This is a genomic window from Paraburkholderia sp. D1E, from assembly GCF_052682275.1.
On record NZ_JBQYMB010000001.1, the window covers coordinates 3868142 to 3888442 of the forward strand.

At 56.0% G+C, this 20301-nt stretch carries 12 protein-coding genes; 4 read left to right on the forward strand and 8 right to left on the reverse strand.

Annotation, left to right across the window (positions count from 1 at the left end):
- Nucleotides 1-8: 8 nt before the first annotated feature.
- The 5 genes from ACUN0E_RS17390 to ACUN0E_RS17410 form a co-directional block, all read right to left on the reverse strand.
- Nucleotides 9-2090: a 3-hydroxyacyl-CoA dehydrogenase NAD-binding domain-containing protein gene (locus ACUN0E_RS17390; RefSeq protein ID WP_445567389.1), complete on the reverse strand. Its 2082-nt coding sequence runs from the start codon at nucleotides 2088-2090 to the stop codon at nucleotides 9-11.
- Between the two features lie 553 nt (nucleotides 2091-2643).
- Nucleotides 2644-3396 (reverse strand): enoyl-CoA hydratase-related protein, encoded by a 753-nt coding sequence (locus ACUN0E_RS17395; RefSeq protein ID WP_445567390.1) that lies wholly within the window; start codon nucleotides 3394-3396, stop codon nucleotides 2644-2646.
- A 98-nt stretch (nucleotides 3397-3494) separates the two neighbouring features.
- Nucleotides 3495-4481, reverse strand: coding sequence for an NADPH:quinone oxidoreductase family protein (locus ACUN0E_RS17400; RefSeq protein WP_445567391.1), 987 nt, complete (start codon nucleotides 4479-4481; stop codon nucleotides 3495-3497).
- Nucleotides 4482-4937: 456 nt separating this feature from the next.
- Nucleotides 4938-5900 (reverse strand): NAD(P)-dependent oxidoreductase, encoded by a 963-nt coding sequence (locus tag ACUN0E_RS17405; protein WP_445567392.1) that lies wholly within the window; start codon nucleotides 5898-5900, stop codon nucleotides 4938-4940.
- Between the two features lie 389 nt (nucleotides 5901-6289).
- Nucleotides 6290-7396 (reverse strand): TauD/TfdA family dioxygenase, encoded by a 1107-nt coding sequence (locus ACUN0E_RS17410; RefSeq protein WP_445567393.1) that lies wholly within the window; start codon nucleotides 7394-7396, stop codon nucleotides 6290-6292.
- Nucleotides 7397-7912: 516 nt separating this feature from the next.
- Between ACUN0E_RS17410 and ACUN0E_RS17415 the strand changes: the two genes are divergently transcribed.
- From ACUN0E_RS17415 to ACUN0E_RS17430, 4 genes are all read left to right on the forward strand, one after another.
- Nucleotides 7913-8731, forward strand: a complete 819-nt coding sequence (locus tag ACUN0E_RS17415; RefSeq protein ID WP_445567373.1) for a Crp/Fnr family transcriptional regulator — start codon at nucleotides 7913-7915, stop codon at nucleotides 8729-8731.
- Nucleotides 8732-9183: 452 nt separating this feature from the next.
- Nucleotides 9184-10812 carry an IS21 family transposase gene (gene istA / locus ACUN0E_RS17420; RefSeq protein ID WP_445567332.1) on the forward strand — a complete coding sequence of 543 codons (1629 nt, stop codon included), beginning with the start codon at nucleotides 9184-9186 and terminating at the stop codon, nucleotides 10810-10812.
- Nucleotides 10809-11579, forward strand: coding sequence for an IS21-like element helper ATPase IstB (gene istB / locus ACUN0E_RS17425; RefSeq protein WP_445567331.1), 771 nt, complete (start codon nucleotides 10809-10811; stop codon nucleotides 11577-11579). Before istA ends, istB begins: the two co-directional genes overlap by 4 nt.
- A 1795-nt stretch (nucleotides 11580-13374) precedes the next feature.
- Nucleotides 13375-13782, forward strand: coding sequence for a GFA family protein (locus ACUN0E_RS17430; RefSeq protein WP_445567394.1), 408 nt, complete (start codon nucleotides 13375-13377; stop codon nucleotides 13780-13782).
- A gap of 459 nt (nucleotides 13783-14241) precedes the next feature.
- On the opposite strand, the gene ACUN0E_RS17435 is transcribed toward ACUN0E_RS17430, so the two are convergent.
- The 3 genes from ACUN0E_RS17435 to ACUN0E_RS17445 all read right to left on the reverse strand — a co-directional run bounded on the left by ACUN0E_RS17435 (nucleotide 14242) and on the right by ACUN0E_RS17445 (nucleotide 20040).
- Complete coding sequence (locus tag ACUN0E_RS17435) at nucleotides 14242-15165, reverse strand: LysR family transcriptional regulator (protein ID WP_445567395.1); 924 nt, start codon at nucleotides 15163-15165, stop codon at nucleotides 14242-14244.
- 678 nt (nucleotides 15166-15843) lie between these two features.
- Complete coding sequence (locus tag ACUN0E_RS17440; protein ID WP_445567396.1) at nucleotides 15844-19215, reverse strand: EAL domain-containing protein; 3372 nt, start codon at nucleotides 19213-19215, stop codon at nucleotides 15844-15846.
- Nucleotides 19216-19608: 393 nt separating this feature from the next.
- Complete coding sequence (locus ACUN0E_RS17445; protein ID WP_445567397.1) at nucleotides 19609-20040, reverse strand: hypothetical protein; 432 nt, start codon at nucleotides 20038-20040, stop codon at nucleotides 19609-19611.
- Nucleotides 20041-20301 lie beyond the last annotated feature (261 nt).

Below are 20301 nucleotides of genomic sequence, written 5' to 3' on the forward strand. Positions count from 1 at the left end.
GAACTGACCTAGTCGTTAAAACCCATACCTGTATCCGCGAGTGTCTGCAGGAGTGGCGCAACCTGCCACGCGTTGCCCTGATAGCCTTTCGAGTAGCGGCGAATCGCCTGCGCAACGTTGTACAGACCAACCTCATCCGCATACTGCATCGGGCCACCACGCGAACGCGGAAAGCCGTACCCGCTCAGATAAACCGTGTCAATGTCTGACGCCTTCGATGCAATTCCTTCCTCGACGATCAGTGCGCCTTCGTTAACGAGCGCGTACATCAAACGCTCGACGATTTCCTCGTCGGAGATTTTTCGCCGCGTGACACCGAGGTGCTCTGAATGCCGGATGATCATGTCGTTGACCTGCTGGCTCGGGTACGCCTTGCGGTCACCCGACCTGTAGTCGTACCAGCCCGCGCCAACCTTCTGGCCGAAGCGCCCCGTTTCGCACAACAGATCGGCCGTCTTTGAATACGCAAACAACGGGCGCTCGACGGCGCGGCGTTTTCTAATCGCCCAACTGATGTCATTACCAGCCATATCGTTCATCCGGAAAGGCCCCATCGCGAAGCCGAAATTCTCGATGGCCTTGTCGACCTGCTCGGGCAGCGCACCCTCGTCAAGCAGGAAGCCCGCTTGACGGCTGTACTGTTCGACCATCCGGTTGCCGATGAAGCCGTCGCACACGCCCGAGACCACCGCGGTCTTCTTGATCTTCTTGGCCAGCTTCATGACGGTGGCAAGCACGTCTTTCGCCGTGTTCTTGCCGCGCACCACTTCGAGAAGCTTCATCACGTTGGCCGGGCTGAAAAAGTGCATGCCGACCACGTCCTGCGGACGCTTGGTGAAAGCGGCGATCTTGTCGACATCCAGCGTCGACGTGTTCGAGGCCAGGATCGCGCCGGGCTTCGCCACTTCGTCGAGACGCTTGAACACCTGCTCCTTGACGCCGAGTTCTTCGAACACCGCTTCGACGATCAGGTCGGCGTTTTTCAGGTCGTCGTAGGAGAGCGTCGGCGTGATCAAGGCCATGCGCTGTTCCAGCGCTTCGGGCTTGAGCTTGCCCTTCTTGACGGTGGCTTCGTAATTCTTGCGGATCGTGGCGAGGCCGCGATCGAGCGCTTCCTGCTTGGTTTCCAGCAGCGTGACCGGAACGCCCGCGTTGATGAAGTTCATCGCAATGCCGCCGCCCATCGTGCCGGCGCCGATCACGGCCACCTGCTTGATGTCGCGCACCGGCGTGTCCGACGGCACGTCAGGGATCTTGCTCGCAGCGCGCTCGGCGAGGAAGGCATGTCGTAGCGCCCGCGATTCGGGGGTGGTCAGAAGGTAGAGGAACGCATCGCGCTCCTCCTTGAGGCCCTGATCGAACTGCTTGAGCGACGCCGCGATGGCGTCCACGCATTTGACTGGAGCCGGGGAATCCCCTGCGTTTGCCACGACCGTATTGCGAACGAAGCCCAGATAGGCTTCTGCGTTTTCGTGGTGCACCTGCAAGTCGCGTATGCGAGGATGCGGGCCCACGGCCGCGGCAGCGTCCCGCGCAAACTTCAAGGCATCCCATAACAAATCGTCGGCCGCAAAGTGATCGAACAGCTTTGTGTCTGCAAACACCTCCGCGACCATCGTCTTGCCCGACACGATCATGTTTACCGCAGTCTCCAAGCCGACCACGCGCGGCAAGCGTTGTGTACCACCGGCCCCGGGCAGCAGGCCTAGATTCACCTCTGGTAAGGCGATCTGCGTGCCCTTGACCGTGACGCGATAATGACAGCCGAGGGCCAGTTCCAAGCCGCCGCCCATCGCAACCGAATGAACTGCGGCCACAACGGGTTTCGCAGACGCCTCGATCGTATCAATTATTGTTTGCAGACTCGGCTCCTGCAGCGCCTTAGACGTGCCGAACTCACGAATATCGGCACCACCCGAGAACGCCTTGCCCACGCCCGTGAGAACAATCGCCTTGATGCCCGGGTCGTCAAGTGCACGCACTATGCCGTCTACAATGCACACTCTTGTGGAATGACCGAGACCATTGACGGGAGGATTGTCAAGCAAAATGACGGCCACACCGTCCTGGACTTGATAATGCGCTGTCATGCCGGTTCCTTTTGGTGTTCCGAAATTGTCTAGCAATTCGGAGATTCAGTCATGCAAGAGCCAGCCTGTTTTCCTGCCGAGGCATGCCAGCCTGCCGCAGATAATCTGCTGCCTGTCGCCCCCACGCGTAACCCGAGACGACGCCCCGCGTCGAATGATTGATGCTGTAGATCCTCCAGCACGTGCAGTTCAGTTCGTGAATTGCGGGGCGCTCGCTGCCGTCATCGTTCTCCACGAACTCGCAGACCATCCGTCGGGCGATAGCAGCTTTCTGTTTCCAGATACGCGTGCGGATTCAATTTCAAGACCACCGACGAGAGGAAGTCGAGCGCCGGGTTGCTACCAGACTTCGGATGATCGATCGGCTCGCATCGTGACGCTAACACGAGCATTTCGTGGTCTCGGCGACGGCAACGCAACGTCTGCGGCACATTGCCGGTACGATGCGATTCGTTTGCGAAACGAATTGTGTAAGCTGCTACGGGTAGCAACGCGGCATCCGGCGCGATGCGAGGAGGTTGCCGACGACGTCGGCACTTCACTACAGCATTGACTATCGACCGCGGAACACGGGTTCGCGCTTCTCGCGGAAAGCTAGTGCGCCTTCTTTTGCATCTTCCGTTTCGAAGAGTGGCACTTGCCCTGCGCGCTCACGGTCAAGGGCCTCGTCCAGATGGGTCAGCGTCGTGGCCGAAATGGCGCCTTTCATCGCAGTAAACGCTTTGGTAGGTCCATTTTTGACCTTTTGCACCAGAGCCGCCAACTCAGCATCGTAAGCCTCGTCGGCTACCGATCGATAGATCAGTCCCGCTTCCATTGCGTCATCAGCAGACAGCCGATTTCCAAGCATGGCCATACTGTTAGCACGTGCGCGGCCAATTGAAGCGCCAATTAACTCCGTTGCGCCGCCGTCCGGCATCATTCCAATGTTCACAAACGCCAGTAGAAAATAAGCGGATCGCCTCGCGAGCGCAATGTCAGCGGCGACCGCAATGGAGCACGCCATTCCAGCTGCAGGACCATTGACCCCGCTTATGACGGGCACACGCGAACGCACAATCGCACGCACAAGACGATGGCCGCTGTCCACGGTTTCAATAGTGATGCCGCTCTTGAAATCGCCTCCGGCGCTGAAGGCACGACCCTCGCCACTGATCACGATTGCGCGCACATCGTTGGGTACATCATTGATAGCCTGTGCGGCATCCTCAAGCATCGAAGCGTCGAATGCATTGAGGCGATCTGGCCTGTTCCACTTGATGGAGAGAACTCCGTCCGAGTTATTGATAAGTACGTGTTGCGTCATGAGCAGCTCCCTTTTCTCCAAGGCGGGCGACGTTTGCCCGCACAATCTGATCTACGCGCGCAGCCCCTGTGGGACCAACATGCAGGGCTACGACAGAATTACGGAACGAGTACGACCTTACCGGTTGCGAGTCTCTGGTCGATTGCGAGCAGAGCCCGCGACGCGTCTTCGAGTGCGTAGCTCGTTCCGATGACCGGACTAAGTGCCCCGCTTTGGACATGTGGCTTGATCGCCGCCCATTGGGATGGCATACGCCCAACGTGCTTGTAAGCGTCCCAGCCAACACCGATCGCGGATGTATTGTTCAGCATCAGACGGTTGACTTGGACAGAGGGTATCGTGCCCTCTGTGAAACCGAGAATGAGGATTCGTCCGTTTGCCTTAAGCGACCTCAGGGAGTCGGTAAAACGCTCACCGCCGACCGGGTCAACGACAATGTCCACGCCGCCGAAGGTCTTTACTGCCTTGGCGAATCCCTCGACCGGGATGAACTCGTCAGCGCCCGCAGCAACAGCAATGGCACCCTTCTCAGGCGTGGATGTTACGGCGATGACCCGGCTAGCGCCGAAGGCCTTTGCAATCTGAATCGCCGCCGTTCCCACCCCACCCGCCGCACCGTGGACGAGCACCGATTCACCTTGCACGAAGTGACCACGCTCGATGAGGGCGAAGTAGGCGGTAAGGTAGTTGAGCGGAAGGGAGGCGCCCTTCTCGAACGAGACATCATCCGGAAGCGCAAATGTCATGTCTACCGCTGCGACCGCTTGCTCCGAGAAGCCACCAAGCATCGGCAGTGCCGCGTGATCTGGACCCTGAAACGACGTGATTGCTGCGACGCGATCCCCGACGGCAAACCCGGAATCCGCAGGGGCTGCAACGACGACGCCCGCGACCTCCGATCCCGGCGTATAAGGCAGGGCGGGCTTTACGTGGTAAAGCCCGCGCGACTGCAGCACATCCGGGAATCCAACGCCAGCGGCGCGAACACTGATTAGAACCTGATCGGGCGCCGGCTTTGGAGGCTCAACGTTCACAAGTTCAATCGAAGTCGGGCCGTCTAGTTTGGTAATCTGTATCGCTTTCATGGAGTTCAGTGTTCCGCGTGGTTTGTGTAACATCACTCTATTTGCCAGCTCCGCCGGCCGCTGTATCAACGGATACGAAACTGACTACCAGATCAAAAAAATGTCCCCGCTCAACGGCATTTCAATGATAAGCATGAGACCAGCTCATCGTTGCACCAGAGAAATTGACAGCGCGCGACCATGAAAACATCATCTGAGCAAACCGGACAGCACCTGATTCGGATGCCCGATAGCGCCCATGTCGGCGACGACGCTAATTGCCGGATGGACTGTGTTTGAGAAACGCATCATGGTGCTGGTCGTCAGTTGGCCGCCACGACTGCGTCGATGACATGGGCGACGACGGCCTGTTCTCGATGCTGTCCTTGCGTCAGTGGCCGCACAAATTCGCATTCGCGCAAAATGCGCTAACGGTCGGAAGGACGATCGAGAACGACGAGTTGAGAGTGCCGTCCTTCAATGGACCACGTTGCAGGCAGGGCAACTCGCTTCCTCGCAACATCGTCCAAGGTTTGCTGTGCGTGCTTCGATGGATCGAATTACGGACATCATGTCGAGCCGGCCATTACCCAGTTCCACGCTTTCCGCGTAAAGTTTTCGACTCAGATCGAGCAAAGGCGAGGCGATGCCAGCGGCGCGTGCCGCATCAGCTATCAACTGACAACTGGAAAAGGCATCCGCTGTAGCCGCCTGCACGGCGAAGTCTCGCTCGACGAGTTTTGGAATCTTCACACTTGTTACGTCGCAGGCCATCGGCCCTGAATCGATTGCGGCCTTAAAAGTATTGAGGTCCAGGCCGTTTCGATCCGCGAAGTGCATCGCTTCGGACAGACCGACGAGCATCGTGTTTGCATAGAGATTGACCGCCAGTTTCATAAGCAGCGCGTTGCCGATCGGACCACAAATCACTGACGCTCGGCACATCGGCGCGAGCATTGGGCGGATTTTCGCGACGATTTCAGGATCGCCGCCTAGCAACGACACCAAACGGCCCGCCTCAGCCGGTTTTCGCGAACCGGACACCGGGGCCTCAACATAACGCCCCCCGGCCGCATGGATGCTCGCAGCAAGTCCCCTTGAGTAATCCGGAGCAACTGAACTCATGCTTATGATGGTGTGCCCTGCGACACGCGATGCGAAGGCCGGCGTGCCAGATCCCAACACTGCGTCTATCACCGAGCTATCCGACAGCATAAGAATCACAGTTTTCGTCTGCCTGAATACTTCGTCAGCAGACTCCGTCACTCGAGCGCCGATGGCACGCAGCGGCTCGGTACGCTCGGTTGACCGATTCCAGACGACGAGCTTTGTGCCAGCCTTAGCCAAATTCAAAGCCATGGGCTGGCCCATCCCGCCGAGCCCGATAAAACCAACTTCCTCTTGCGCCCGAGACTCGGCGCCTTCCGTTGTAGATGTCATTGTCGATATTCCTGGGTTGAGAAACACGGAAATCCGATCTCACTCAAAAGAGCCAAGCCAGTCAATCACATTGGGCTCGATCAAACTTCTGTTGAATCTCCAGTCGCCGCGCTCCGGCGCCCTATCAGAGGCTCATCTTCGTCATTTCCGTCTCGTGAAATTGCGATTACAGCCTTTCACGTTTTTCTAAATATCAGGTCATTCTCGGACACGCCTGAAATGTAGGCTCTGAGGCAGAGCCTAACGATCGCTAATCGCAACAGGTTTCACATTCTCTCGAGTGACATAATCTATACGCCGTCACTCAGCAGAACGCCCCGAGCCGCCTGCAGCAGGGGCCAGATCCGTACGGAACAATCCAGCGCCCCGCTTCGCAGATTTCTTGAATCTTATTCGTTGCTCCCGGATCCTAGAAATTGAATCAACGTATCGCGCTTACCTTCAAACGGCGTGCGGCCGTGGGTGCACAAAATGTTGTCCAGCATCATGATCTCGCCCGCCTCCCACGGCTCGTCAACGCGAATTTCGTCTTCGATCTTGCGCAGCAGCTTGACGTCCTCGGCAGGAATCGTGCCGCCATCGCCAAACAGAACTTCGTTGGGGTAACGTCCTCCGTTGCGCTGGTCCTCGGGTGTCAACGTGTACCATTGCCGAGCACTCGTGGGCAACGCGGTCAGGTTGCTGATCTGGTTGAACCAGTGGCTCGTGCCATGTACCGGATGAGTGACGAAGCCGGATTTGCGAATTTCGGTTTGCAGGCTGCCATCGTCCAGCCATTGCCATTGCAGTCCTCCTGCTTCGCATGCGGCTTCGACCTCGGCCTTGTCTTCGGTGAAGAAAGCTTCCTGCCAGGGGCGGTGTATATTGAGCAGTTGACCGCTCCAGCCTTCCGTCGATACACGTCCGTCGCGGAAATTGCGACGATAAAGTACACCGCGTTTGCGCACCTCGTCGAGGATCCGCTGCGGAATCTGCGCCTCGAAGCGGCGAATATCTCCAATCGTAGTAGCTCCGCCAGAACTTGCTACCACGTTGGAATAGAACGCAAGCTTCAGCGGCCATTGACGTTGATAGCACATCTCGTGATGTAGTGGAATGAAGCGGTCTTTTTCTGTCCGCGTCGACTCCATCACTCTGCCTGCAATCGCTGCGCGTGGTCCCCCACCGCCCTTGTATCCCATAGTGGCGACGGGATAGTGCGACATCACATCGCCGAACTGCTCCGGACCTCTGACGGGAAATCCACGAAGACGCACGGCGCCAAACCGAAGCAGCAGCTTATCGATGACCTCCTCGTGATCAATCAGCCATGTCCGAAAGGCCGCAAGATCCGTCTTGAGACGCGTGGAGACGGGCATGATGAACAATGGAATTCCCTGCGGATGCAGGTGCACTGTTACCTCGTCGCCTAAAGCGGCGTGGGTGCCAGGAATAGGACTGGAAGATCGGATGTCCAGTGTCTCGGGGCTGGACAGACTGACGGCTGTGTCGTTCATTAAAGTCTCCTTACCTTGAGGTTAAAGTCGTGATGCACAGCACGATTAAATTCATCGTGTGGTTCGTGTAATGCCACTGTATTTCCCGGTTCTACAGTTGGCTGTATCAGCGGATACGAAATGGACAGTTGAATCAAAAAATATCTCGAACCTGACGCCGTCAAGCGACAAACACGAAACAGGGCGCAGCGTTGCGGCGAAGAAATGGACAGATACGGCCACGATGGTCTCGTCTGATCAAATCAGATCGATCCCTGATACTGACCGGCAAGATAGGTGTAATTGCTGATGCCAGGCGCGTGACGATTAGGCATCCTTAAGCGAGCGACAGATTAAATTCGAGGTTAGCCCGTCTCCGGTTCTGGCGAAAAGTGGTCAGAGATGCTGCGGATATCGAGTAGTAACCTCAATGGAGACCCTGTCGATCATGCGTTCCGAACAGAGGCGAAGAGCCACCTGGAACGCCTTCGATACTGCGCGATGAGTTCCCTTGGCAGGGAACGAAGGAGGCGTCGAATGAGGAATGCTCAAAGCACCGGGTTATCGGGCGAGTTCACGGCTGTTCGGGTTTCCGCAGCCTTGACGGGATTACAGCCGAGCGAAGAAACAGTTTCGCAGACGCGAGCGGCACCGCGTGATCCAGCAAGTTCCCCGTTTTTGCTCCCGGAAGTAAGGGAGCTCCCGCGCAGCATTGCCAAACTGGGCATGGAACGCATTTTCGCCCGCGGCGTACATTTGTACCGTCAGGGCGAACTTGCCACATCTTTCTACTACGCGCTGGCAGGCCGAATCCGGGTGTTCATGACTGGAATAGACGGGTCGGACCGGGATGTTGCATTTGCGGGACCTTGTACAACGTTTGGCGAATACGGCATCTTTGATGAGCAGCCGCGTTACACATCCGCGGTCGCGGTTGAAGATTCGCGGGTCCTCGTGATTGACAATGCCGCGATCATGTCAGCCGGTCGGGCTGACCCCGAGATCTTCATTGAACTAGCCCGTCGACTGGCGCAGAAGACCCGCCTCGGATGTATGCATGTCATGTATGCCGGTCTGCCAGCGCGCGTGCGTGTGGCGACGCTGTTCGTCCAGTTGCTCAATGCATACGGAACGCTGGAGGCGAACAATACCGCGCGTCTGTCAAAAAGTCACCGCGTTGAAGACTTTGCTCACCTTGTAGGGGTGACCCGTGTGACCATGAGTCGCGAACTTGCGCGATTTGTGGAGGAAGGAATTCTCCTGAAAATGGGTCGGGAAATCATTATCTCGGACATCGCTGCACTGCATGCCGTCGCCGACACTTCCGGACTGGTACATCAGTACGCAAACGACTGACCATCATGCCGTAGAGATTCTCTGTCCGGATCACTGTCGAATGATCTTCCCCTCAATGGTCTGCCTTGTGGCAGTGGGAGTTCGGGACAATCGCGCAGGCCATCGTCAAACAGTTGGCGCAGGTCAATCTTAGCGCCTGCCTGAGCGAGACGATAGGATCGCAGCGGAACGACTGAAGCTCTCACGGCTGAGCCGCGAAAACCGGCAATCAAAAAAAGAAACGTGACATTCTCAGTCGCGTGACTGTCTGATTCGCTCCGGAGCCCGGCCGCGTCGCAGCCAGTGCTACGAGTTCGTGGAGGCGCTCCCCCCGGCGGTCGGTCAAATTCCTCCGGGTATGGTCACTTCAAACTCCTCCACCTGACGCCCGTCAGCTGAGCAACTAAAGCTGCCGGGAGAGGTGTTGCAGGACGTCTATCTTCGTCTCCTTCGAACAAGAAGGAGTTCAGGGAGTGAACGTCTTGAAGCCGCACCTGCAAAGCACCGTATTCACATTACTCGAACGCAACAAGAGCCAGCGCCAGATCGAGCGACTCACGGGTATCGACCGCAAGACGATCCGCCGCTATCAGGCGATCTTCGCGTCGGAGAAGTCCGCTTCGGCAAACTCCCCCACGGTGACCACCGGCTCTGAAGCGGCGGTCACGCAAACTCCTCCACCGCCGCGACCACCGGCTACCGACAATTCCGGCAAGACCACAACGTTCAATTTCGCGCGCTCGGCAAGCGAACCGCATCGCGAATGGATCGAGCAGCAGGTCCGCCTGAGGCGCAACGCGCAGGCGATCTATCAGGATCTGGTCGACCGGTTCGGCTTTGCAGCCAGCTACGAGAGCGTCAAGCGTTTCGTTCGCGCTTTGCGTCACATCGATCCCGAGCAGTTCGACCGTCTCGAGTTTGCCCCCGGCGAGGAAGCCCAGGTCGACTATGGGGAAGGCGCACTGACCCGCGATCCGAAGAGCGGCCGGTACCGGCGCCCGCGGTTGTTCGTGATGACCCTGCGGTACTCACGGCGCAGTTTCCGGCGCGTGGTCTGGAAGTCCAGCAAGCAGGTCTGGGCCCAGCTTCACGAAGAAGCCTTCCGCTACTTCGGCGGCGCTGTCAGTTATGTCGTCCTGGACAATCTCCGGGAGGGCGTCATCACGCCCGACCTGTACGAACCCGAGATCAACCGGCTCTACGAGACGATGCTCGAGCATTACGGTGTCGTCGCCGACCCTGCCCGAGTGCGCGACCCGAATCGAAAGGGGACCGTCGAGAACGCGATTCAACACACGCAGGGCACCGCGCTTGCCGGCCGCCGTTTCGAGTCGCTCGAAGCACAGAACGAATTCCTGATGCATTGGGAGGCGAACTGGGCAGCCAAACGCATACACGGCAGCACCCGGCGACAGGTCGAGGCCATGTTCCAGGAGGAGAGGCCGCATCTGCGGCCGTTGCCGACCACCGGCTTTCGCTACTTCACGGAGGTCGTGCGTACTGTCTGGGACGATACCACTGTCAACATCGATCGCAGCAACTATGCGGCGCGGCCTGCACCGATCGGCAGTCTCGTTTCAGTGCGTATCTACGATTCCACCATCGAGATCCGCGATCGCCGGACGCAGGCGTTGCTGCGCACGCATCCTCGCGCCGTAAATGCCGGTTCGCTTGAACTGCCTGAAGACGAACGCCCGTTCAATCCGTCCCGCCAAAGCGCCTTCCTGCTTGCGAGCGCCGGCGACGTCGGGCCACGAACAAAGGCGCTGTGCCAGCACATGTTCGACAGCGAAGGTCGCGTCGGCCACCGCGCCATGTGGGGCATCGTCGGTCTGGCGAAGAAGTATCCCGCCCGGCTCGTTGAACAGGCCTGCGATCACGCGTTACGTCATCACGTCTACCGCTACAAACAGGTGCGCGCGATCGTCGAACGGCTGTTCGAACAGGCACTTGAGCGTCTCGATCAGGCACCGCAACTCGAGCTGCCTCTCACGCAGGATCACCCGCTGATCCGTCCTGCCGCCGAGTACGGCGAACTCTTTACCCTCGGTGCGCAGCACGGCGCCGAACCTCAACCTCCAACGGGAGAAACACAGGCATGACCATGACGTTACCGGAAATCGAACGGGCTCTCGGACAGCTTCGCCTGTCCGGCGTGCGTGACACGCTCGAAACGCGCGTACTGCAAGCACAAGGCTCCCAGCAGCCGTTCCTTGAAACCTTCGCACTGATCCTGCAGGACGAACTGGATCGCCGCCAGTCCCGGCTCATCGAACGCCGCTACAAGCTCTCCGGCCTCGAAGAGAAACTTACTCTCGCCGAATTCGACTGGGGCTTCAATCCCAAAGTGCCTCGTCAGGCCTGCTTCCAGCTGCACATGCTGAAGTTCATCGCCGCCGGCGACAACGCGCTGATCATAGGTAAACCAGGCACCGGCAAATCGCACGTTGCGAAGGCCGTCGCCTACCAGGCCGTCCTGCAAGGCCACAAGGTGCAGTATCTTGAGACCGACGACTTCTTTAACCGTTACGCGCTGAGCCCGACTGCCCAGCGCGAAGCCCGGCTGCGGGCTATCCTCGAGAGCGATCTGCTTGTGCTGGACGACCTGTTCCTGTCGCGTACGATCCCCGAGGCCGCCGGCGCGCTGCTGCAAACCCTGATCCATCAACGCTACAAACTCCATCGCAGCGTTCTCGTCACGTCCAACCGCGTTGTGCAGGATTGGGGCGCATACCTTGGCGACAACACGATGAGCACCACGATTCTCGACCGTCTTATGCACCACTGTCATCTGCTTGAATTCGACGGCCGCAGCTATCGCCTCAAGGAAGCCGCTGAAACGCTTGCGCGGAAATCGAAAACCAGCTAAATAAAACCCTTAGTCCTGCTGCACAGGGTGGGGGAATTTGCGCGACCATAAGTGGGGGAGTTTCAACTGACCGTCCGGGGGCGCTTCAAACACAATGCTCGGTCGTCCTGTGGGCCGGCTGCCGGAAGTCTGCTCCAGAAACTATCGCGCGCGGCTCAATCCTGCAACATCAGAGCGCGCGCTGGCCGACGCGAAGTCACTTGCGAACATCGGCATTCTTCGCGCGTTCGCGCACAGTTTCTCGGTGAGAGCAAGCATGAGGCGCTGACCCATGCGGGCTGCGAAATCGGCCCGTCATACGACTCGCGGAGGTTTGCCGACTGCCAGTACAGATATACGCGGATGTGCTCTTTGGGAGATCCATGCGCTTCACGCCACAGTCGCAACGTCAAGGTCCCGCACCGATCGAGCATTAGGTCCAGCACGCCGAACGCTGCGGACTCGCCACTTACTCCGGTGCCGATCCTAGACTAAAGCGGTGAGCGCCTCTAACCTTGCGGCCGGCTAAACGCCCTATTGCAGAGCTGAAAGTCACTCACCCAGGACGTTGTAAGTTTCATCGGGGCACCTTCTCGGATGAAACGCAGTCCTTTGAAGGCAAGGTCGGTCAGGTGGGGTCAGCTGCGACAAAACTCCCTTGAAGCGTCCGCAAGAATTGAATCCAGCTCCGCATTGACGGACAACTTGATACGCGGCTTGCGCAGCTACTTGATGTAGAACTGTACAACTGCTTCCCATGAACGATCTCACCTGCGATCGAGATTGAGCTGGGTTGGTTCAGCATGATCTGCTGGTCGACTTAACTTTTTCGCCACAAAAATTGCCGGATGGCGGATTGCTTCGCAACAGGACGTGGAACTGATCTGATCTGGTCTGATCTAGCTTCAGAGTACGCCACTCGACACATGGCAATTTCATAAAAGGTCCGTTTTCCACGGGGTAAAATTTGCTTCCGATATTCAATAACGCGCTGCCAGAAGGCAAGAAGTTTAAATCATTTGTTTCTGACAGGGTCGGCTTAGACGACGCAGGTTACGAATCAGGCCAAAATGCCTCGGCGCGTGGACGCGCACTTCGAAGGGAAAGCGGCTTCACGAGGCCGGAGCGGCGCATCTCGTTGTATCAGCTAGCAAGATGTTATTGCGGAAGCGATGCATATCGTGAATAGCCACAGCGCATGTTGCCTTCGATTCCCTGAGTGGTTCAGATTCTTTAAGTTGATCTTCGCACCCATCAATCACGATATCGCCTACATCCAAGGCGTACCCCGCGCCAGAAGACACCCTTGATGCCGCTGCGATGGTATGATCGGCAAGAAATCAGCATTACAAGAAGTACAACATCTAGCTATCGACGGCGCCGACGTACGCTGAATGGTCGCGGCATAATTCGTTATCACGGATCTCGCGAATGGCGCGTTCAAGCCAATTATCGATTGGTTGTTGAAACTTGAAGGTCCGGTGAAAGTGCGTCGATATCTTGGAAACAATGATCAATTCAGTAAAATCGTTTTCCCTTCGAGCTGATGCTGACTCCAGGGTTGGTTGCGGTACTGCGCCAGCATAGGCCACGAACCTCGATCCAGCGCGCCAATACTTTGCCGCCTGGAACGCTGGTCTGGAGGCTGTCTGTTTGAGGAGGCTCTGGCTTGGCCGAGGGTAGATGGTGCCCTCGTCAGTTCTTTTACCGATGCATACTATCGCCTTCGTACAAGGTCGAGAGGAAGGCATCAATCACTACCTCAAGCAAGGTAGCCCCTTACAACCAATTGATAATGAATACTGGAGCAGACAACATGCCCGCACCCTACACCGGCGGCTGCCAATGCGGCTCTGTGCGTTACGTATTGACGTCGGAACCAATCCGCCTTGCTGCATGCCATTGCAAAGAATGCCAGCGTCAGTCAGGCAGCGCCTTTGGCATGTTTATGGTGGTAAAGAAAGATAGTCTGACATTGACTGGCGCGACGAAGCAATTTGCGCGTCTTGGTGACAGCGGCGGTGAGGTTACAGGTGTGTTCTGCCCCGAATGCGGCGTCCGCATCTATCATGCTCTGAAGTCAGTGCAGGAGGTACTCTCCATCAAGCCCGGCACTCTCGATGACACAAGTTGGCTCCGACCAGCTCAGTTCATTTGGATGAAAAGCGCGCAGGGCTGGGTCCCGATTCCCGACGACGTCCAAGCGCTTGAAGGGCAAACTTAGACGGCGATTTTGCGGTCTTGGGCGTTTCGCTAGGCGAGAATCAGCGCTATTGTCCAAGTCCGCACAGAATGCTGTCGCCAACCCGAATTAACGGAGGCTAAAAATCACGCAGGATCAAAGTTGTTCGGGCCAGAAATTGTAATTCTTCCAGTCACAGCTTCCCCCCCTGCCCAGTTGAGGTTAACAAGGGATTCTCTGCGGTCAGTATCAATCTTGCACGTTCAATACGGCGTAAATGCAGATATTTCCCGCTTTAAATTCCAGAGGACTATGGACACCATGCTGCTGGAATTCCTGACGCCGCAAGCAAGGATGATGTAAGTTACTTTACCCCATCGCCCCATCCATGAACGTCCTGCACGGCACAAGCCATACCGTAAGCACGATAGAGAGATGAGGCGACGCTATGAGTAATTCTTACTCCGACTGCGAAATTGACAATCCGGCGGGTTGCGACATCTATCCTGACTCGCCATCTTCTTTACTCTGTTCAATCCCATAATACGAAGTCGCAAAATCAACAAACGCACGAACTTTCGCCGGCATAAACTTTCGAGCGCTATATGCAAGACGCAGCTCATTGCCGCTTTCGACGACGTTATAGCCGTCTAGGACGCGAACCAGCGTTCCGTCCTTAAGCTCTTCGTTTATCAACGGTTCGGGCAATACGCCGAGCCCGAATCCCCGAACTACCATTTCCTTTCGCAGTGAAGAATTGTTGGAGGCGATCTCGACATTGACGTTGATCGTGTCTTCTTGATCGTTTCGTCGCAAACGCAGCAAAGGAGCCTGCACGGAGGGCGAAATCGCCACAAAATTGAAGTTCACAAGATCGTCCGGCGTCTGTGGTTGACCACGTGAAGCGAGATAAGCCGGAGACGAAACCATCGCCATTGGAAGGCGCGTAAGAAACCGCGTGATCATCCGATCCGTTGTCAGCATAAACGGAAAAAGAATACCTAAATCAAAACCATCCTCGACAAGGTCAACAGACCGTTCGGTGAGCGTGATATCGAGATGCACGGAGGGGAACTGCGTCTTGAAGTCTGCGATCAACGGCACAAGAACGTTCACCGTCGCCGTCGTATGTGCAACGAGTCGTAACACTCCAGTTGGTTCTGTCGTTCCATGTCGCGCCTCCGTCTCGAGCGCACCGAGTTCGACAAGAATACGCTCGCATCCCACAAAAAAACGTTCTGCCGCCTCAGTCATCGAAATGTGACGCGTTGAACGCTGTAAGAGCCGGACTCCAAGCTTTTGTTCGAGATCCGTGACGGCCCGGGACACCTTCGGTATCGACAGCCCTAGCTTTTCGGCAGCACGAGTAAAGCTTTTCACCTCAACAACAGTACAGAAAATTCGCAAAGATTCTAAATGGTCCATCAATCATCCTCTAATGCCCCAAAGGCGGAATGCCCCAACTTCGTTTCAAAAGTCTGACCACGATCTCGATCACAATATTGTGTGGTTCACAGATAAAGGCTTGAAGGGCACGGCACTTCTGCGTAGGTCCATCTCGTCGCCTATCGTCACCACCGACCTGGCACTGCTCCAGTCGAAGTGCGCGTCAAAGACGGCGCGTAGCAACTGATCGACTTCAGGCCACATGCATCGGACGGCAGGACATGCTAATAACTCGCCGCGGCCCTTTCCCAACGTCGTCACCGTGCCCTCCAGCACATTCGCCGGAATCCCGCCGAGAGGTCATCGCATTGGGCAATTCGGAAGCGACTCGCGGGTCATAGGCGGCGTACTGCAATACTGCACATTAAGCCCACCCGATTCTTCGGCCCGACGATCGGCTCAAACATTACGATGATCTGCGGAACATTCGGCGCGGTTCGACCGACTTGACCAAGCGACTCTAGAGAGTGGTGAACATGCCAACCAGGCACATCGACGTTCAGGATATTTGTATTCAGTCTGAATCGAGAACTTAGTCATCATCTCCCCGACCACGGGACGTGATTCCCACAACATTGGTTGTAATCCGCGATCAAACCCGATTTTCACGGCAAGCTGGATCGCCGATCTGATACGCACGCTCTACTCTCTTCGTTCCTACCCGTCAGCTCCCGCTAGAACCTCATCCATTGGGGCCGGCGCATGAACAAAGTGCCCTTGTATGTAGTCGATACCCATGTCTCGCAGCAAAGCCGCAACGGCTGAGGTCTCGACGAATTCTGCGACGGTTCGCTTGCCTAGTGCGTTTGCTACGTCGCTAATGCAGCGCACCATTGCTCGATCAATGGGATCTTTGTCCAGATTGGTGACGAACTGTCCGTCGATTTTCAAATAATCTACAGGTAACGCCTTTAGATAACCGAAAGACGACGCACCGCTGCCAAAATCGTCCAGCGCAAAACTTATGCCCTGCAATTGCAGCAACTCAATGAATTCTGTTGCCACGGGCAGATTCGTGATAGCGGCTGTCTCTGTTATTTCAAAACACAGCTTATCTAATTCGATATCAAACGTGTCAGCCAAGTCCCGCACGTAGCGATGGAAGCTACGATCGCCGATAGATTGGCCCGAAAGATTGACTGAAATGCTTTTCACGTGTCTCAACCGACCGCGGTGACTCGCCATCCATGCGAATACTCGCCTGACTACCCAACGATCAATGCGTGATGCCATCTGGAAGCGCTCAGCCGGCAAAAGAAAAACTCCGGGCAAGACCAGACTTCCGTCAGGCTCACGAAGACGCAGCAGAAGTTCGCACCGAACGCCGTTGTCCGCCGGGTCAATAGCTTCGATGAGTTGGGCGTACAGCTCGAATTGATCTTCGTCAAGGGCCTGCTCCAAGCGAGTCACCCATAGCATCTCGCCGCGTCGCGCCAGCACTACCTCATCCGCGTCAAACCACGAGTGCACGCGGTTACGTCCAGCATCTTTGGCGGCGTAACAAGCACTATCTGCAGCCTGAAGCACGGTCGCAATCGTTGGCCATCGATTGTCAATGGGCACAAGACCGATGCTTGCACCAATATGAAAACGTCGTTGGCTAAAAATAAATCTGAATTCGTCAAGGTGTTGGCAGATTCGGGTGGCGACCCGATTCGCCCACTCCATATCACACTGCTCGAGGATGACACCAAATTCATCGCCTCCTAGCCGGCCCAGTGTGTCGCTCGTCCGGATACATTGTCCCAATTGTGCCGCTATCTGCCGCAGCATTTGGTCACCGGCGATATGACCGAATGTGTCGTTCACGACTTTAAATTGGTCTAAGTCGATATACAGCATCGCATGTTCGCTACCTGTCTCATGCGCATCGGTGAGCATGCGCTCAAGTCGTGTTTCAAATTCCGCGCGATTCAATAGTCCGGTCAGAGCATCGTGTGTGGCACGATAACTCATTTCTTTCGCGAGCCGACGTTGCTCGGTAACATCGTGGAACACCAACACCGCCCCCAGGACTTGCCCGTCCGTGTTCACGATCGGGGCCGCAGAAGTATTTAACACGTGCTCCCTGCCGCTCCGCGATATCAGGACGATACTGTCGGCGCTATCGACCACACGGTTCTCCGTGAGGCATTGCATGACTGGATCCAGTTCCTGTTCACCAGTCCGTTCATTGCGCGCATCAAACACATCTTTCAGGCGCAATCTATCCGTATGTTCGATTGACCAGCCCGTTAGCCGTTCGGCAGCTGGATTAAGATACGTGACGCGACCTTCTTCATCAGTAGTGACCACACCATCGGCAATTGAATGCAGCGTCACCCGCAATAACTGGTGCTGTTTCGCAAGGGTAGACTGCATTTCCTTTCGCTCGGTCATATCAAGGAGCAGGACGGCACATTGACCGGGACCCGGACAATACGCAACCATGTCGACCCAGCCACCCGACGACGTCGGCACATCCTGCAGCGCAATCGGATCGCCAGTGTGCACGACCGACGCGAACGTGCCGAGCCAATCCCATCTTGGCTTACCCGATCTGCCTACTACCTCGGAAACGGTTTTCCCGATTAGAAGATCTGGCGTAAAGTTGCTCGTCTTACTTATCGCCGCATTTGCCGCGACGAACCGAAAGTCAACGATCTTTGAGGCTTCATCGTTTATAGTCTCCAGCACCGCGAATCCTGCTTGAAGATTTTCGACAAGCGCGCGGGATCGACGCTCGTCCTCACATAAAGTGGCCTCCATTTTTCTGTGGTCTGTAATATTTTCGACAACGGCCATGGACCGCAATGGTGTTCCGTCGGGGTGCCGATCCAGCACGACGCCGGACAATAGGACGTCGATTACCTTGCCGTCCTTTCGCATCATCTCGCACTCCACGCCGCGACAATGGCCAACACGAAAGAACTCAGGAAGCACGACAGAGTGGGTGTACTCGCGCGACGCCGGCGTCAGAAAATCGGACCAAGGTCGATCCAGTACTTCATCGCGGCTATAGCCGAGCGTGGAAAGCCACAAATCGCTAACGCTGAAAATGTTACCGTGTGCATCCATCGAGTGGAGCAGCGCTGGCGTGCATTCGCACAGTAGTCTATGTTGCCGCTCGCTCTTTGCTAACGCGAGCTCCACTTGCCTTAATTCACTAATGTCATGCCCGACTGCATAGACTGCCACAGTCCGTCCTTGAATTTCCGCTAACGGTTGATAAGTCCATCGCATCCATCTATCAATATTTTCACTTCCTGCCATGCGTACGACAAAAGGCGCACTTAGTCGTCCCTCAATCGCTCCGCTAATAGCTGTATCGACCGACTTCCAATGTTCCGGGTCAACGAAATCGCGCAGGTTGATGTCGGCCAGACGAAGCGAGATGCTCTCCAGATAGCGAGCAGATGTCGGATTAGCGTAATCGATTCTTCCGCGACAGTCGGCAAGCAAGACAAAATCCAGTTCAGAGTTCCGATTCGAGTCAGCCTCGCCTTCAATCCAAGCACCAGCGAGAGGAGATGAATTCAATAGAGAATTGAGGGCAAGCCGAGCCAGGCTGTCCAAGGCGAGCATCTGGACATCGGATAACTGACGAGCCTCGCAGGCCGCCACCGAAAGAATTCCAACGCAACGGTCCTCCGTCCCAAGATGAATGGGGACGTTCGCATAAAAACGGATGTCAATACCATCAAGCGCGAATGGTTTTTGGGAACAGCGGGGACCCTCAATTGTTTCGGCCACTGCTTTGCCACGATCTCTAATGGGCGAGCAAGGGAGGAACGCCGCTTCGGCAGCCGTCCAGTCCGCGTGGGATATCTGGATTTCTGAATACAGCCATCGCAAATTTGGGTCAGAAAACGTAATGGCAGCGATTGGCACCTGACAAACGAGCGCGGCGGTCCTCGCGATCTCCTCGAATAGTGAGCTCGAGAGGTGCGTATCGGCCGAATTGATGCCGGCTACTGAGTGCCTACCCTTATAGCCATGCGGTGAGCGAGCCGTCATGCGTAACGGTCCGGAAAATTTGGCGGCAAACATGCAAGCGATCCACTCGCAAACAATTGTCCGACCTTTAGCCATCTTCCGCATCGTTTCATTTTAAAAAGCTCACGCGACTGTTTTATCATTGTTCGTCCCCACGCAAAAATTGAAAGTGCGTCATTGATCCGATGCAGCATGCGTTTTTGCATTCTTGAGACTTGCGATCGAGAATTAAGGGATTGACAGTCTTATCTCATCTGCCCTTATCCCGCGCATCCGGGCAGTCGACAACCAATGTTCGCAAGCCGCCCGCTATGCGAAACCCCGCGAGAGCAATAGTACGACTTACTCCCCGGCATCTTTGATATTGTTCGCATACTTAACGAACAACTTTCCTATCAAAAAGCAAAATTGTCAACAAGTCCCTCCGCACAAAAATTTTTGAAATCATTAGGCTTCTGTACAAGACGGATTCAAGATGTACGCCCCGTTTGATTCAGTCGATTCCGCGCAGTGACACGTTGACTCTGTCGCCGGACTTTTGATCGACTGAGTCGATTGACTGAGAAGAACAAGCCCCCTCGTTAGATTTCGCTTGCCTGGCTGATAGCCGTCGGGATTTCCGCTGGTCCAGCGCTGTCCGACCGTCAGCACACGTTTGATATCCAGATGTTCCGCGGGTGTAAGCGAATCCGGATGAAATTGTTGAAGCTCTCTTAAGGTAGTTTGAATCCGCCTATTTGAAAAACCGTCAGACGTCACGATTGGCCACGCATGCATAAGATATGCGAGCGGGATGACGCTTCGTCGTTCGCACCAACCGTCGAAAAGTCGAAAACACAAGGCTTCAATCTCTTCTGCGTCATGCACTTCCTGTTGCATCGGTCGCTCCTTTGGCCGATTTTCTTCGTTGCCGACTCCGCGCTCCATCCAAAGACTGAAGTGCCTCGGTGAACCGTGGGGTAAGACCAGTTCATCTAGATCTCCCACGCGCTTCCAATCTTCTATAAATCGAATTCTCAATCGTCATGAGAATCGACGGTAAAACCGAACACCATTCGGCTCAGATAAAGAGGCTTACCACGGGGAAACCCAGCGCGTAGCAAAAAATCGCCGCTCCATCGAAGCAATTAGGGAACATCG

Excerpts from the sequence above, each read along its gene's own strand:
- ACUN0E_RS17440 (WP_445567396.1), bottom strand. The coding sequence starts at position 19,215 with ATGTTTGCCGCCAAATTTTCCGGACCGTTACGCATGACGGCTCGCTCA.
- ACUN0E_RS17390 (WP_445567389.1), bottom strand. The coding sequence starts at position 2,090 with ATGACAGCGCATTATCAAGTCCAGGACGGTGTGGCCGTCATTTTGCTT.
- ACUN0E_RS17400 (WP_445567391.1), bottom strand. The coding sequence starts at position 4,481 with ATGAAAGCGATACAGATTACCAAACTAGACGGCCCGACTTCGATTGAA.
- ACUN0E_RS17435 (WP_445567395.1), bottom strand. The coding sequence starts at position 15,165 with ATGGACCATTTAGAATCTTTGCGAATTTTCTGTACTGTTGTTGAGGTG.
- istB (WP_445567331.1), top strand. The coding sequence starts at position 10,809 with ATGACCATGACGTTACCGGAAATCGAACGGGCTCTCGGACAGCTTCGC.
- ACUN0E_RS17395 (WP_445567390.1), bottom strand. The coding sequence starts at position 3,396 with ATGACGCAACACGTACTTATCAATAACTCGGACGGAGTTCTCTCCATC.
- ACUN0E_RS17410 (WP_445567393.1), bottom strand. The coding sequence starts at position 7,396 with ATGAACGACACAGCCGTCAGTCTGTCCAGCCCCGAGACACTGGACATC.
- ACUN0E_RS17405 (WP_445567392.1), bottom strand. The coding sequence starts at position 5,900 with ATGACATCTACAACGGAAGGCGCCGAGTCTCGGGCGCAAGAGGAAGTT.
- ACUN0E_RS17415 (WP_445567373.1), top strand. The coding sequence starts at position 7,913 with ATGAGGAATGCTCAAAGCACCGGGTTATCGGGCGAGTTCACGGCTGTT.
- ACUN0E_RS17430 (WP_445567394.1), top strand. The coding sequence starts at position 13,375 with ATGCCCGCACCCTACACCGGCGGCTGCCAATGCGGCTCTGTGCGTTAC.
- ACUN0E_RS17445 (WP_445567397.1), bottom strand. The coding sequence starts at position 20,040 with ATGCAACAGGAAGTGCATGACGCAGAAGAGATTGAAGCCTTGTGTTTT.